General features: G+C 69.4%; 10 protein-coding genes and 2 riboswitches. Of the genes, 1 reads left to right on the top strand and 9 read right to left on the bottom strand.

The features are described 5' to 3' along the window. Nucleotides 1-94: 94 nt before the first annotated feature. The 5 genes from typA to ASF89_RS05540 form a co-directional block, all read right to left on the bottom strand. Nucleotides 95-2,005, bottom strand: a complete 1,911-nt coding sequence (gene typA / locus ASF89_RS05560; RefSeq protein WP_055794484.1) for a translational GTPase TypA — start codon at nucleotides 2,003-2,005, stop codon at nucleotides 95-97. A gap of 142 nt (nucleotides 2,006-2,147) precedes the next feature. Then, complete coding sequence (locus ASF89_RS05555) at nucleotides 2,148-3,905, bottom strand: ABC transporter ATP-binding protein (protein WP_055794481.1); 1,758 nt, start codon at nucleotides 3,903-3,905, stop codon at nucleotides 2,148-2,150. Then, nucleotides 3,902-4,858 carry an ABC transporter permease gene (locus ASF89_RS05550; protein WP_055812667.1) on the bottom strand — a complete coding sequence of 319 codons (957 nt, stop codon included), beginning with the start codon at nucleotides 4,856-4,858 and terminating at the stop codon, nucleotides 3,902-3,904. Before ASF89_RS05550 ends, ASF89_RS05555 begins: the two co-directional genes overlap by 4 nt. Continuing rightward, nucleotides 4,848-5,777, bottom strand: coding sequence for an ABC transporter permease (locus ASF89_RS05545; protein WP_055794476.1), 930 nt, complete (start codon nucleotides 5,775-5,777; stop codon nucleotides 4,848-4,850). The genes ASF89_RS05550 and ASF89_RS05545 overlap by 11 nt, the downstream gene beginning before the upstream one ends. A gap of 147 nt (nucleotides 5,778-5,924) precedes the next feature. Further along, the gene (locus ASF89_RS05540) at nucleotides 5,925-7,556 is read right to left on the bottom strand and encodes an ABC transporter substrate-binding protein (protein WP_055794474.1); all 1,632 of its coding nucleotides are present in this window, start codon (nucleotides 7,554-7,556) and stop codon (nucleotides 5,925-5,927) included. A 234-nt stretch (nucleotides 7,557-7,790) separates the two neighbouring features. On the opposite strand from ASF89_RS05540, the gene ASF89_RS05535 reads away from it, so the two are divergent. Next, nucleotides 7,791-8,576 (top strand): CPBP family intramembrane glutamic endopeptidase, encoded by a 786-nt coding sequence (locus ASF89_RS05535; RefSeq protein WP_055812663.1) that lies wholly within the window; start codon nucleotides 7,791-7,793, stop codon nucleotides 8,574-8,576. A 54-nt stretch (nucleotides 8,577-8,630) separates the two neighbouring features. Here ASF89_RS05535 and gcvP read toward each other — a convergent pair whose 3' ends face one another. The 4 genes from gcvP to ASF89_RS05515 form a co-directional block, all read right to left on the bottom strand. Next, nucleotides 8,631-11,564 carry an aminomethyl-transferring glycine dehydrogenase gene (gene gcvP / locus ASF89_RS05530; RefSeq protein ID WP_082474959.1) on the bottom strand — a complete coding sequence of 978 codons (2,934 nt, stop codon included), beginning with the start codon at nucleotides 11,562-11,564 and terminating at the stop codon, nucleotides 8,631-8,633. Beyond that, nucleotides 11,561-11,938, bottom strand: a complete 378-nt coding sequence (gcvH, locus tag ASF89_RS05525; RefSeq protein WP_055812660.1) for a glycine cleavage system protein GcvH — start codon at nucleotides 11,936-11,938, stop codon at nucleotides 11,561-11,563. The genes gcvP and gcvH overlap by 4 nt, the downstream gene beginning before the upstream one ends. A gap of 67 nt (nucleotides 11,939-12,005) precedes the next feature. Next, nucleotides 12,006-13,220, bottom strand: a complete 1,215-nt coding sequence (gene gcvT / locus ASF89_RS05520) for a glycine cleavage system aminomethyltransferase GcvT (RefSeq protein ID WP_082474958.1) — start codon at nucleotides 13,218-13,220, stop codon at nucleotides 12,006-12,008. 102 nt (nucleotides 13,221-13,322) lie between these two features. Next, nucleotides 13,323-13,422, bottom strand: a riboswitch (glycine riboswitch). Then, nucleotides 13,423-13,526: riboswitch (glycine riboswitch) on the bottom strand. A 105-nt stretch (nucleotides 13,527-13,631) separates the two neighbouring features. Next, nucleotides 13,632-14,081: an SseB family protein gene (locus ASF89_RS05515; protein ID WP_055794468.1), complete on the bottom strand. Its 450-nt coding sequence runs from the start codon at nucleotides 14,079-14,081 to the stop codon at nucleotides 13,632-13,634. Nucleotides 14,082-14,147: the final 66 nt, after the last annotated feature.

Raw genomic sequence — 14,147 nt, 5'->3', positions numbered from 1 at the left:
GGGCGGCGCTGCCGGACGTCCACCGCCGCCGGACACACCGGACACGCCGAAGGCGGCCCGCAGAGCTGCGAGCCGCCTTCGGATGGAGCGTGTGCTACGCGTTCTGCTTCTTCAAGCGGGCGGTGCTGCGCTGACGCGCGGACGCGTCGAGCTCGACCTTGCGGATGCGGATCGCGTCGGGCGTGACCTCGACGCACTCGTCGTCACCGGCGAACTCGAGCGACTCCTCGAGCGAGAGGATGCGCGACGGCGTCATCGACTCGAAGTTGTCGGCCGTCGACTGACGCATGTTGGTCAGCTTCTTCTCTTTGGTGATGTTGACGTCCATGTCGTCGGCGCGCGAGTTCTCGCCCACGACCATTCCCTCGTAGACCTCTTCGGTCGGCTGCACGAAGAAGGTCATGCGCTCCTGGAGGTTCTGGATCGCGAAGGGCGTCACGACGCCGGAGCGGTCGGCGATGATCGATCCGTTGGTGCGGGTCGAGATCTCGCCGGCCCAGGGACCGTAGCCGTGGCTGATGCCGTTGGCGATGCCGGTGCCGCGCGTGTCGGTGAGGAACTGCGTGCGGAAGCCGATCAGACCGCGCGACGGGACGATGAACTCCATGCGGACCCAGCCCGAGCCGTGGTTCGCCATGTTCTCCATGCGGCCCTTGCGAGCGGCCATCAGCTGCGTGATGGCGCCGAGGTACTCGTCGGGGACGTCGACGGTCATGTGCTCGAAGGGCTCCTGCAGCTTGCCGTTCTCGTCACGACGCGTGACGACCTGCGGCTTGCCGACGGTGAGCTCGAAGCCCTCGCGGCGCATCTGCTCGACGAGGATGGCCAGGGCGAGCTCGCCACGACCCTGGACCTCCCACGCGTCGGGGCGTCCGATGTCGACGACCTTGAGGCTGACGTTACCGATCAGCTCGCGGTCGAGACGGTCTTTGACCATGCGCGCGGTCAGCTTGTGACCCTTGACCTTGCCGATCAGCGGCGAGGTGTTCGTGCCGATGGTCATCGAGATGGCGGGGTCGTCGACCGTGATGGTCGGCAGCGGCCGGACGTCGTCGGGGTCCGACAGCGTCTCGCCGATGGTGATCGTGTCGAAGCCGGCGACGGCGACGATGTCGCCGGGGCCCGCCGAGTCGGCCGGGTAGCGCTGGAGCGCCTTCGTGATCAGCAGCTCGGTGATGCGGGCGTTGACCGTGGTGCCGTCGGCCTTGACCCAGGCGACGGTCTGGCCCTTCTTCAGGGTGCCATGGAAGACGCGGAGGAGCGCGAGGCGACCGAGGAACGGCGACGCGTCGAGGTTGGTGACGTGCGCCTGCAGGGGGTGCTCGTCGTCGTAGGTCGGCGCCGGCACGTGGGTGAGGATCGCGTCGAACAGCGGCTCGAGGTCGGCGTTGTCGGGAAGCGAGCCGTCGTCGGGCTTGTTCGTCGAGGCGGCGCCGTTGCGACCCGAGGCGTAGACCACGGGGACGTTGAGGATCGCGTCGAGGTCGAGATCCTCGACCTCTTCGCTGAGGTCGCTGGCGAGACCGAGGAGGAGGTCCTGCGACTCGGCGACGACCTCGTCGATGCGGGCGTCGGGCCGGTCGGTCTTGTTGACCAGCAGGATGACGGGGAGCTTGGCCGCGAGGGCCTTGCGCAGCACGAAGCGCGTCTGGGGCAGGGGGCCCTCGGACGCGTCGACGAGCAGGACGACGCCGTCGACCATCGAGAGGCCGCGCTCGACCTCACCGCCGAAGTCGGCGTGGCCGGGGGTGTCGATGACGTTGATGGTGATCGGGCCGTCGGTCGCGTGAGCACCGTTGTAGAGCACCGCGGTGTTCTTCGCGAGGATCGTGATGCCCTTCTCGCGCTCGAGCTCGTTCGAGTCCATCATGCGGTCTTCGGTGTCGAAGTGCGCGTCGAAAGAGTTGGTCTGCTTGAGCATGGCGTCGACGAGGGTCGTCTTGCCGTGGTCGACGTGGGCCACGATCGCCACGTTGCGCAGGTCGCTGCGGATGGCAGTCGCCATGGATGTATTCCTTACGAGAAGCGGAGGGGGAGGTGCGCGGGACAGAGCCCGGCGACGACAGTCTACGGCACGTGGTAAAGGGCCCCTCCCCCGTTCCGGTCGGAACGGCGGAGAGGCCCTCGGCCGAGGAGGCGCGGGTCGGCTACCGACCGAACTCGAAGTTCGCGCCGGGGATGGCCTCGAGCAGCTCGCGGGTGTACTGCTGCGCCGGGTTCGCGAAGATCTCGTCGGTCGTGCCGGCCTCGACGATGCGGCCCTTCTGCATGACGCAGACGTTGTCCGCGATCAGCCGGACGACCGCGAGGTCGTGCGTGATGAAGAGGTACGTGAGACCGAGCTCGGTCTGCAGATCGGTCAGCAGATCGAGGACCTGCCCCTGCACCAGCACGTCGAGCGCGGACACGGCCTCGTCGAGCACGATGACGTCGGGCTTGAGGGCGAGGGCCCGGGCCACGGCGATGCGCTGACGCTGACCGCCCGACAGCTCGCCGGGGTACCGGTTGACCATCGAGACCGGCAGCGACACCTGGTCGAGCAGCTCGTGCACGCGCTTCTGACGGCTCTTGCGGTCGCCGATGCCGTGGGTGACGAGCGGCTCGGCGATGGTGTTGCCGACGCTGTACATCGGGTCGAGCGAGCCGTAGGGGTCCTGGAAGACGGGCTGCACCCGACGACGGAAGTCGAAGAGGTCCTTGCCCTTCAGGGCCCCGACGCTCCTGCCGTCGATGGCGACCGTTCCCGACGTGATGGACTCGAGCTGGAGGACCAGCTTGGCCACGGTGGACTTGCCCGAGCCGGACTCGCCCACCAGCGCCATCGTCGTGCCGCGCGGGATCGAGAACGAGACGTCGTCGACGGCCCGCAGCTCGGTCGTCTTGAAGCCGCCCTGACGGATCTTGTACAGCTTGGTGAGGTTCTCGACCTGGATGTACGACGCGTTCCGCTTGCCGAGCTCCTCGCGCTGGTGCGCGCGCTTCATCAGCTCGGCGTCGTCGGCGCCCTCGTCGGAGATCTCGACGTCGTTGGTGTGCGTCGGGGCGATGCTCGACTGGATGCGCTGGCTCGCGAGGCTCGGCGCCGCGGCGACGAGACGCTGCGTGTAGGGGTGCTGCGGGTTCGCCAGGATCTCCTTCGAGGGCCCCGACTCGACGACCTGGCCCTTGTACATGACGACGAGCTTCTCGGCCCGCTCGGCGGCGAGACCGAGGTCGTGCGTGATGAACAGCACCGAGGTGCCGTAGTCGCGGGTCAGGGTCTCGAGGTGGTCGAGGATCCGCCGCTGCACCGTGACGTCGAGCGCCGAGGTGGGCTCGTCGGCGATCAGCAGCTTGGGGCGCGACGAGAGGCCGATCCCGATGAGCACGCGCTGACGCATGCCGCCCGAGAACTGGTGCGGGAACTGCTTCAGACGCTGGTCGGCGTCGCCGAGCCCCGCCTCCTTCAGCACCTCGATCGCGCGATCGCGCACAGCCTGCTTGCCGGTGGCCACGCCGTTGGCGCGGATCGCCTCTTCCACCTGGAATCCGATGCTCCAGACCGGGTTCAGGTTGGACATCGGGTCTTGAGGGACGTAGCCGATGTCCCGACCGCGGATGGCCTGCATCTCGGCGGGCGTCGCCTTCGTGAGGTCCTTGCCCTCGAAGAGGATCTGGCCCCCGGTGACCTCGCCGGCGCCCGGCAGGAGGTCGATGATCGAGGTGGCCGTGGTCGACTTGCCCGAACCGGACTCGCCGACGATGGCGAGGCGCTCGCCCGGCATCATCGTGAAGTCCACGCCGCGGACGGCGTCGACGTAGCCGGACTGGGTCTTGAACCCGATCTTCAGGCCCTTGATCTCGAGCAGGGGGGTCGCCGAGGAGGCGGTGCCCGCCGACTCGGGACGGGTGGAGGTGGAGGTCATCGACGGGCCCTCGCCTTCGGGTCGAGGGCGTCGCGCACGACGTCGCCCATCATGAGGAACGACAGCACGGTCACCGAGAGGGCGGCCGCCGGCCAGATCAGGGGCATCGGGGCGACCCGCAGGGAGGCGCGGGCGGCGTTGATGTCGTTGCCCCACGACATCACGGTGCCGGGCAGGCCGATGCCGAGGAACGAGAGGGTCGCCTCGGCGACGATGAACGTTCCGAGCGAGACCGTCGCCACGACGATCACGGGGGTGATCGCGTTGGGGACGACATGCCGGATCAGGATGCGGAACCGCGAGACGCCGAGAGCGGCGGACGCCATGACGTAGTCGCTGCTCTTGGCGCCGAGCACCGAGCCGCGCATGATGCGGGCGATCTGCGGCCAGGCGAAGAGCGACAGCACGAGGGCGACCGTCAGCGGCGTGCGCGACGGCAGGACCGACATGAGCACGATGGCGCCGAGCACGGTGGGGATGGCGAAGAAGATGTCGCCGAGTCGCGAGACGAGCGCGTCGAGCCAGCCGCCGTAGTAGCCGGCGAGGGAGCCGATGACGATGCCCACCAGGGTCACGAGCACCGTGGCCAGCAGGCCGACGGTCAGCGAGGCCCGGGTGCCGTAGACGACACGCGCGTAGACGTCGAGACCCTGGAGCGTGAAGCCCATCGGGTGCCCGGACTCGGCCGGCCCGTTGCTGTCGGGGAGGCTGGCGCCGGAGGTCGGCGAGGTGCTCGTGAAGAGCTGCGGGAACAGCGCCACGACGATCACGAAGAGGATCAGCACCGCGGAGATCCAGAACAGGGGACGCGTCTTCATGGCGTCCCATGCGTCGTTCCAGCTGGAGCGGGGCTTCTCGGTCTCGTCGACGGCGTCGACGGCCTTCAGCGGCGTCTCGTCGAGCGGGGCGACGTAGTGGTCGGGCGACAGGCCCGGTGTCGTGTTACTTGGCATAGCGGATCCTCGGGTCGAGAACGGCGTAGAGCAGGTCGACGAGCAGGTTGGCCAGCATGAAGATGATGACCATCACCGCGACGAACGACACGACGGTCGGCCCCTCGCCGAGCTGGATGGCCCGGTAGACCGTGCCACCGACGCCCTGGATGTTGAAGATGCCCTCGGTGACGATCGCACCGACCATGAGCGATCCGATGTCGACGCCGAGGTAGGTGATGACCGGCACGAGCGAGTTGCGGAGGATGTGCACCCCGACGACCCGACGACGGGTCAGGCCCTTCGCCGTCGCCGTGCGCACGAAGTCGGCGCTCATGTTCTCGGCGACGGAGGCGCGGGTGAGCCGGACGATGTACGCGAACGACACCGAGGCGAGCACGATCGCGGGCAGGACCAGCTCGCTCCACGGCGCCTGCGAGCTGACGGTGGTGCGGAAGAGGGCGAGCTGGATGCCGAAGACGTACTGCAGCACGAATCCGATGACGAACGTCGGGACCGAGATGAGCAGCAGCGAGACCACCAGGGCGCTGTTGTCGAAGATCTTGCCCTTGCGGAGACCCGCGTAGAGGCCGACGACGATGCCGGCGATCGATTCGAAGAGCAGCGCGAGCATGGCGAGACGGAACGTGATCGGGAACGCCCGGACGAGCTCGTCGATGACCGGACGACCGGAGAAGGTCGTGCCGAGGTCACCCGTGAACAGACCGCCGATGTAGAGCAGGTACTGCACGATGAAAGGCTTGTCGAGGTTGTACTGCGCCCGGATGGCCTCGATCACGGCCGGGCTGGGCTGCTTCTCGCCGAAGAGCGCGGCGATCGGGTCGCCCGGGAGAGCGAAGACCATGAAGTAGATGAGGAACGTCGCCCCGAAGAAGACGGGGATCAGTTGGAGGAGGCGCCGGCCGGTGTACCAGAGCATCAGGCCGCCTCGATTTTCTGCGCGTGCATGGATGTCGCAATCATGGAGAGAGAGTGGTGGACGCCCACCGAGGGGCCCGGAGCAGGATAACCCGCCCGGACCCCTCGGCAGTTGTGATCGAGGCCGAGGCCTCGCTCGATGCGTTCCTTACTGCTTGGTGACCTCGTAGAACAGCGGGACGGAGTTCCAGCCGAACTGGACGTTCTCGACCGTGTCGGCCCACACGCCGGTCACGTTCGAGTACCACAGCGGGACGACGGGGAGGTCGGTCAGGAGGACCTCCTGCGCCTCCTGGAACTTCGCGTTGGCGTCCTCGACGGAGGTCGACGCGGCGCCCTCGCTGAGGAGGCCGTCGAACTCGTCGCTGGTGTAGCGGCCGTAGTTCGAGCCGGCGCCGGTCTGGTACAGCGGCGCGAGGAAGTTGAACAGCGACGGGTAGTCGGCCTGCCATCCGGAACGGAAGGCGCCGGTCATGGCGTCGTTGTCCTCCTGGTCGAGGAGCTCGGCGAACGTCGGCTTGGGCTCGCCGGCCGCCTTGATGCCGAGGGTGTCGGCGATGCTGTTCGACGCGGCGTCGACCCAGTTCTGGTGTCCGCCGTCCGAGTTGTAGGCGATGGTGAAGGTGGTGTCGCCGTAGGGGGCGATCTCCTCGGCCTGAGCCCACAGCTCCTTGGCGCGGTCGGCGTCGTAGTCGAGCACGTCCGAGCCCTCGAGGTCTTCGGAGTAGCCGTCGATGACGGGCGACGTGAAGTCCTTGGCGGGGGTGCGGGTGCCCTGGAAGATGACGTCGGTGATGTCGTCGCGGTTGATCGCGAGCGAGATCGCCGCGCGACGCAGCTTGCCCTCTTCGGTCGTGCCGTCGAAGTGCTCGAGGTACTGGGGGATGGTGATCGACTGGAAGATCGCGGCCGGCTGGTTGGCGAAGCGGTCCGGGAAGTCGCTCTCGTACGAGGCGAACTGGGTGTCGGGCACCTGGTCGAGGATGTCGAGGTTGCCCGAGAGCACGTCGGAGTACGCGGCGTCCTGCGTCGTGTAGAACGTGATGGTCAGGCCGCCGTTGACGGGCGTGCGCGGGCCGTCGTAGTCCTCGTTGGTGACGAGCTTGATGTCCTGGTTGTGAGTCCAGGCGCCTTCGCCCTCGAGCTTGTACGGGCCGTTGCCGACGGGGTTCTCACCGAAGGCGTCGACGTCGTCGTAGAACGACTCGGGCAGCGGCGAGAACGCCGAGTAGCCGAGACGCAGGGGCCAGTCGGCCTCGGGGGCGTTCAGCATGACCGTGAACTCGGTGTCGCTGACGACCTCGAGCGACAGGTCGCTGTCGGCCTCGGCGTCGTAGCCCTCGATGTTGTCGAAGAAGTACGAGGCGCTCTGCGCGTTGCTGATCTGCGCGGCCCAGTTCCAGGCCTTCGTGAAGGACTCGGCCGTGACGGGGGTGCCGTCGGTGAAGGTCTGACCCTCCTTGAGCTTGACGGTCCAGAGCTGGTTGTCGTCGGACTCGATGGACTCGGCGACGTCCATCTCGGTGGCGCCCTCGGCGTCGTACGAGACGAGGCCGGCGAAGATCGAGTCGATGATCTTCCCGCCACCGGTCTCGGTGGTGTTGGACGGGACGAGCGGGTTCTGCGGCTCGCTGCCGTTGGTCGTGATGATGGCGTCGGCGTTGCCCGAGGGAGCTGCGTCGCCCGAGTCGCCACCGTTGCTGCTGCTGCAACCGGTGAGGACGAGTGCTGCCGCCCCCACGACGGCGACGGACCCGAGGCCCATGCGCGTCTTCTTCAATGTTCCTCCTGATGCAAGAAAGGACGCAGCACGATTCCCCATGAGCCGTGCCGCGTTGGATGAGACGACCCTAAGCACCGCCCTCAGGCATCTCCAAACCTGAGGCCGAACGGTTACACGACGGAAACCAATTCGGAGGATCCTTGCGTCGAGGCCCACAACGTTGCGTCCAGGCCCGCATCTACGCAGCTTTCCGTTGCGAGAATTCGGACACGTGGCAGGTATTATCCGGCCATGCCCCTCGAACCGGCCGTCGACCCACCCGGCCGCGCGCGCCTCCGGGTCGAGATCGCGATCGTCCTCGGCCTGTCGCTCGGCGCCTCCGCCGTGTACTCGCTCGTGTCGATCGTGAACCGCCTGACGCAGCCCACGAGCCTCTCGCAGCAGACCGCGACCCTCAACTCGTCGCTGAGCGACCGGGCGGTATTCGACCTCGTCTACCAGGTGCTCGGCGTGCTCGTGGACCTCGTGCCCGTCGCCCTCGTGGCCTACCTGCTCTGGCAGCACCGCCGACCGCACCTCGCGCGTCTCGGCGTCGACTTCTCGCGAAGCGGCCGCGACGTCCTCGGCGGTCTCGGACTCGCCCTCGCCATCGGCATCCCCGGCATCGGGCTCTACCTCGTCGGCAAGGCCCTCGACCTCACGGTCACCGTCGTCCCCACCGACCTCGCCGAGCACTGGTGGACGGCGCCGGTGCTCGTGCTCTCGGCGCTGCGGGCGGGACTCACCGAGGAGATCATCGTCGTGGCGTACCTCTTCGCCCGCCTCACCGATCTGCGCTGGCGACCCGTCGCCATCATCGTCGCCGCCGCCCTGCTGCGCGGCACGTACCACCTGTATCAGGGCTTCGGCGCGTTCGTCGGAAACGTCGTCATGGGCCTCGTCTTCGGCTGGCTGTACGCGCGCTACGGCCGCATCCTGCCGCTCGTCGTGGCCCACGTCGTCATGGACTCCGCGGTCTTCATCGGCTACCCGTGGGCGGCGTCGGCGTTCCCGGCGTTCTTCGGACTGCCGTCCTGACCACGACCGCCGGACGCCCGGGCCGAGCGGCGACTCGGGCCCGGGCGTCGGCGATCAGGCGAAGGCCTCGACCGGAGGGCAGGCGCAGAACAGATTCCGGTCGCCCCACGCCTGATCGATGCGGCGCACCGGCGGCCAGTACTTGGCCCGCTTGAGCGAGTCGACGGGGTAGACGGCCTCGTCGCGGCTGTAGCCCTTCGTCCACTCCCCCGAGATGACCGACTCCGCCGTGTGCGGGGCGGCACGCAGCGGGCTGTCCTCGACGGGATGGCGCCCTGCCGAGATCTGCTCCGCCTCGTGGCGGATGGCGATCATCGCGTCGACGAAGCGGTCGATCTCGGCGAGGTCCTCGCTCTCGGTGGGTTCGACCATGAGCGTCCCCGCGACGGGGAACGACATCGTGGGCGAGTGGAAGCCGTAGTCGACCAGTCGCTTGGCGACGTCGTCGACGGTCACCCCGGTCGCCTCACGCAGCGGACGCAGGTCGAGGATGCACTCGTGGGCGACGAGCCCGCCCTCGCCCGCATAGAGCACCGGGTAGTGCTCGCGCAGCCTGACGGCCACGTAGTTGGCCGCGAGGACGGCCGCGCCGGTGGCCTGCACCAGACCCTCGTCGCCCATCATGCGGATGTAGGCCCAGCTGATCGGCAGGATGCTCGGCGAGCCGTACGGGGCGCTCGAGACCGGCACTCCAGCGTGGGCCGGGCGCTCCCCCGGTGCCGCCACGGCCGCACCGGTGCGCCGGTCGGCCTGCTGAGCCATCGGGTGCCCGGGCAGGAACGGCGCGAGGTGCGCCTTGGCCGCCACCGGGCCGACACCCGGGCCGCCGCCCCCATGGGGGATGCAGAACGTCTTGTGCAGGTTCAGGTGCGAGACGTCTCCGCCGAACTCGCCGAACTTGGCGAAGCCCAGCAGCGCATTGAGGTTGGCGCCGTCGACGTACACCTGACCGCCGGCGTCGTGGACGGCGTCGGTGATGTCGCGGATGTCGTGCTCGTAGACGCCGTGGGTGGACGGGTAGGTGATCATCAGCGCCGCGAGATCGTCCGCATGGGCCGCGACCTGTCGGCGGAGGTCGTCGAGGTCGACGTTGCCCCGGTCGTCGCAGGCCACGACGACGACCCGCATCCCGGCGAGCACGGCGCTCGCGGCGTTCGTGCCGTGGGCGCTCTGCGGGATGAGGCAGACCGTCCGCGCGGCGTCGCCGTTCGCGAGGTGGTAGCCCCGGATCGCCAGCAGCCCGGCGAGCTCGCCCTGGCTGCCCGCGTTGGGCTGCAGGGAGACCGTGTCGTACCCGGTCAGATCGGCGAGCCAGCCCTCGAGCTGACCGATCAGGTCGAGGTACCCCTCGACGTCGTCGGCGGGCGCGAACGGGTGCACCGAGGCGAACTCGGGCCAGGTCACCGCCGCCATCTCGGTGGCGGCGTTGAGCTTCATGGTGCAGCTGCCGAGCGGGATCATGCCGCGGTCGAGGGCGTAGTCCTTGTCGGCCAGGTGCTTGAGGTACCGCATCATGCTGGTCTCGCTGCGGTGGGTGCGGAAGACCGGGTGCGTGAGGTAGTCGCTCGTCCGCAGCAGCGCCTCCGGCAGCCCGGAGGGCCCGTCGCCGCCCCGACCCGGGCGGAGCTCGACCCCGAGGACGTCCGCGATCGTCACGACGTCGTCGCGCGTCGTCGTCTCGTCGAACGACAGCCGGACGCAGTCCTCGTCGACCGCGTGCACGAGATATCCGCGCCGGCGAGCCGAGGCGACGATCTCGGCCGAGCGCCCGGGGACGAAGACCTGGAGGGTGTCGAAGAACGTGTCGTTCTCGAGCTCGAGATCGGAGGCGGAGATCGCCTCGGCGAGGTCGGCGGCGTGGCCGTGCACCCGGGTGGCGATGTGCCGGAGGCCCCACGGGCCGTGATAGACCGCGTACATCGAGGCCATGACGGCGAGCAGCACCTGCGCGGTGCAGATGTTCGAGGTCGCCTTCTCGCGGCGGATGTGCTGCTCGCGTGTCTGGAGGCTGAGCCGATACGCCGGGCGACCGTCGACGTCTTGCGAGACCCCGACGAGTCGTCCGGGCAGCTGGCGCTCGAGACCGGTGCGGACGGCCATGTAGCCGGCGTGCGGGCCGCCGAAGCCCATCGGCACGCCGAATCGCTGGCTCGTGCCGACGGCGACGTCGGCGCCGAACTCGCCGGGCGCGGTGATCAGCGTGAGTGCCAGCAGGTCGGCCGCGACGACGACGAGACCGCCGTGGACATGGCTCGCGTCGGCGACCGCGCGCAGGTCGTGGACCGCGCCGGTGGCGGCGGGGTACTGCACGAAGACGCCGAACGACTCGGGCAGCTCGGCGGCGTCCGGACCGGTCAGGTCGAGTTCGACGAGCTCGATGCCGACGGCCGCGGCACGACCGGCGAGCAGGGCCTTGGTCTGGGGGAAGGCGTCCGCGTCGACGACGAACACGTCGGACTTCGCCTTCGAGGCGCGTCGGGCCAGCAGCATGCCCTCGACGACCGCGGTCCCCTCGTCGAGCATCGACGCGTTCGCCGTGGTGAGACCGGTGAGCTCGGAGACCATCGTCTGGAAGTTGATCAGGGCCTCGAGGCGGCCCTGCGAGATCTCGGGCTGGTACGGCGTGTACGCCGTGTACCAGCTCGGATTCTCGAGCACGTTGCGCTGGATGACGGCCGGGGTCACGGTGTCGTAGTAGCCGAGACCGAGGAGCGTCCGGGAGGCGCGGTTGCGGTCGGCGAGCCTCCGCAGCTCGGCGAGCGCCTCGGTCTCGCCGACGGGTGCCGGCAGAGTGCCTCCGTCGGACGTCGTGTGGATGCTGTCGGGGACGGCGGCCCGGACGAGCGACTCGACGCTGTCGTGGCCCACGACGGCCAGCATGGCCGCCTGATCGGACGGCGTCGTCCCGATGTGACGGTCGACGAACCCGGCGGCCTCGCGGCCCGCCCAGTCGCCGAAGACGCCGCCGGAGCCGTTCTGCGCGCTCATTCGGCGGTCAGGGCGACGTACTCGTCGCGCGAGAGGAGTCCGACGCGGTCGGCCGAGGCGAGGGTGATCTTGATCAGCCAGCCGTCGCCGAAGGGGTCGCTGTTGACGAGGTCGGGGCTGTCGACGACGGCGTCGTTGATCTCGAGCACGGTGCCGAGCGCCGGAGCGTAGAGCTCGCCGACGGACTTCGTCGACTCGATCTCGCCGACGACCTTGCCGGTCTCGACCTCGGTGCCGGCCGCGGGCAGGTCGACGTAGACGACGTCGCCGAGCTTCTCGGCGGCGTAGTCGGTGATGCCGACGGTGGCGGTGTCGCCGTCGATGAGGAGCCACTCGTGCTCGGCGGTGTAGTGGAGCGAGGTGAGGTCGGTCATGCCGAGGCCTTTCGAGGAGGGGGGAGGTGCGGAGGACGAGCCGTCGGCTCGTGGACTGGCAGGGTGATCAGGAGCGCTTGTAGAACGGCAGCGGGACGACCGTGGCGGGCAGCGCCGTCCCGCGGACGTCCACCGCGAGGGCCGGGCCGCGGTCGACCACGTCGGGGTCGACGAAGGCCATGGCGACGGGGTGCCCGAGAGTCGGCGAGAGCGCCCCGCTGGTGACCTCGCCCACGACCGTGCCGTCGTCGGTGACGACCGGGTAGCCGGCCCGAGCCGCACGGCGACCCTGGAGGGTGAGGCCGACGAGGACGCGAGCCTCGGGCGAGGGCTCGACGCCGGCCCTGCCCACGAAGTCCTTCGACGTGTCGACGACGCGACCGAGACCCGCCTGGGCCGGTCGGACGTCGCGGCCGAGCTCGTGTCCGTAGAGCGGCATGCCCGCTTCGAGTCGCAGGGTGTCGCGACTGGCCAGCCCCGCCGGCACGAGGCCGCGCGGCGCACCGGCCTCGGCGATCGCCGTCCAGAGGTCGGCGGCGAGCTCGGGTGCGAGGTACAGCTCGAAGCCGTCCTCGCCGGTGTAGCCCGTGCGGGCGATGAGCACCGGAGCGTCGTCGAACGTGCCCTGCAGCACGCGGTAGTAGCGGAGGCTCGAGAGGGGGGCGTCCGGCTGCAGCCGGTCGGCGCTGATGAGCTCGTCGAGCACGCCCTCTGCCTCGGGGCCCTGGACGGCGATGAGCGCCGTGTCGTCGCTCTCGTCGTCGACCGTGACGTCGGAGCCCGAGGCCCGGGTGGCGAGGGCGGTGAACGCGGCCTCCCGGTTGCCGGCGTTCGCGACGACCAGGAAGTCGTGGTCGTCGAGCCGGTAGACGACGAGGTCGTCGATGATCCCGCCGTCGTCCGCCAGCAGCAGCGAGTACTTCGCCCGACCGACGGTCATGGTCGAGAGGGTGCCCGCCAGGGCGTGGTCGAGGAACGCGCCCGCGTCGGGACCGGACACGGCGATCTCGGCCATGTGCGACAGATCGAAGAGCCCGGCCGCCGTGCGGACGGCGTGGTGCTCGGCGAGGTCGGAGCTGTACCGGACGGGCATCTGCCAGCCGGCGAAGTCCGTGAAGGACGCACCGGCCGCCACGTGGATCTCGTGCAGGGGGCTGAAGCGCTCGTCGTCGCCCTCCGAGCCGACCGGGTCGGCGTCGGACGCTCCGAGCGGGTCGGAGCCGATGAGCTCGGCGTCGGTGGGGCCGGGGGCGGCGGGCAGATTCGAGGCTGCGTCGGACATCGGACTCCTGGGGGACGGCCCGGCCTCGAGCTGTCTCGACCGGGAGCGTGCCGTGCAGCACCTGCACGACGGGGCGGGCCCCGCACGACGGGCGTCGGGCGGGGCTCCCCCTCTGTCATGGGCCTGAGAGCTTCACCGACCGAGGTCGGCTTTCACCGTGGGCGAGAGGTCGCCGCGAGACGCCTCTGCTTTTCAGAGTGGCCAGTCCGTCGCGGTACGCGTACCTGAGAGATTGGCGGGGAGCTTGCTCCTTCGGTGCCCGGTGCTCGCACTGCGTGCGCACCGGGGCTCTCCCGCGACGTGTTCATGGCCCGATGTTCGTTTGTGGCGCTCAGCCTACAGGCGGCGTGTGTCCGACAGGTTTCGCCCCGGCGTCCTTCGCGGCCGGGGCGATGACGTCGGGAGTGCGGGTCAGGACTCGGAGGGACGCTCGACGGAGGCGGCCCCGTCGGCCTGGTGCGCCGCGACGAGCTCGCGCACGTCGTCGGCCAGCTGCGCGACGCCCTCGGGCAGCATCTCGAAGCCCTCGGGGTTGCCGGGGTTGATGACGAGGCCCGTCTGGGGCGGGATCGCCTGGACGAGCTCGGCCGCGTGGATCGTGGCGGAGTGCCCGGCGACCTCTCTCACCTGGTCGCCGATCATGTCGGCGTGGGTGAAGGCGGCGAGCATGGGGGTGCCCTCGCGGTCGAAGAGCACGGGCTGGAGCTCGTTCAGCGACTCCTCGGCCTCGACGGCCGTCGGCACGACGATCTCGGCGTTGACGAACTCGGCGAGCACCGAGTTCATGTCGCCCTCGCCCGCCTGGCCCTTGGCGATGGCCTGCTCGAGGGGGGTCGGTTCGCGGTTCTCTGAAGCGGTCATGGGACCAGCCTGCCCGCAGAACCTCCGTGTCGCCTCCGGAGCAGTATCCTGAGCGCGAAGCCCGCC

Origin of the sequence: Frigoribacterium sp. Leaf172 (assembly GCF_001424285.1) — a bacterium.
Lineage (GTDB): Bacteria > Actinomycetota > Actinomycetes > Actinomycetales > Microbacteriaceae > Frigoribacterium.
The sequence above is the reverse complement of the archived record's forward strand: the minus strand, read 5'-3'. Positions and strand labels throughout refer to the sequence as shown.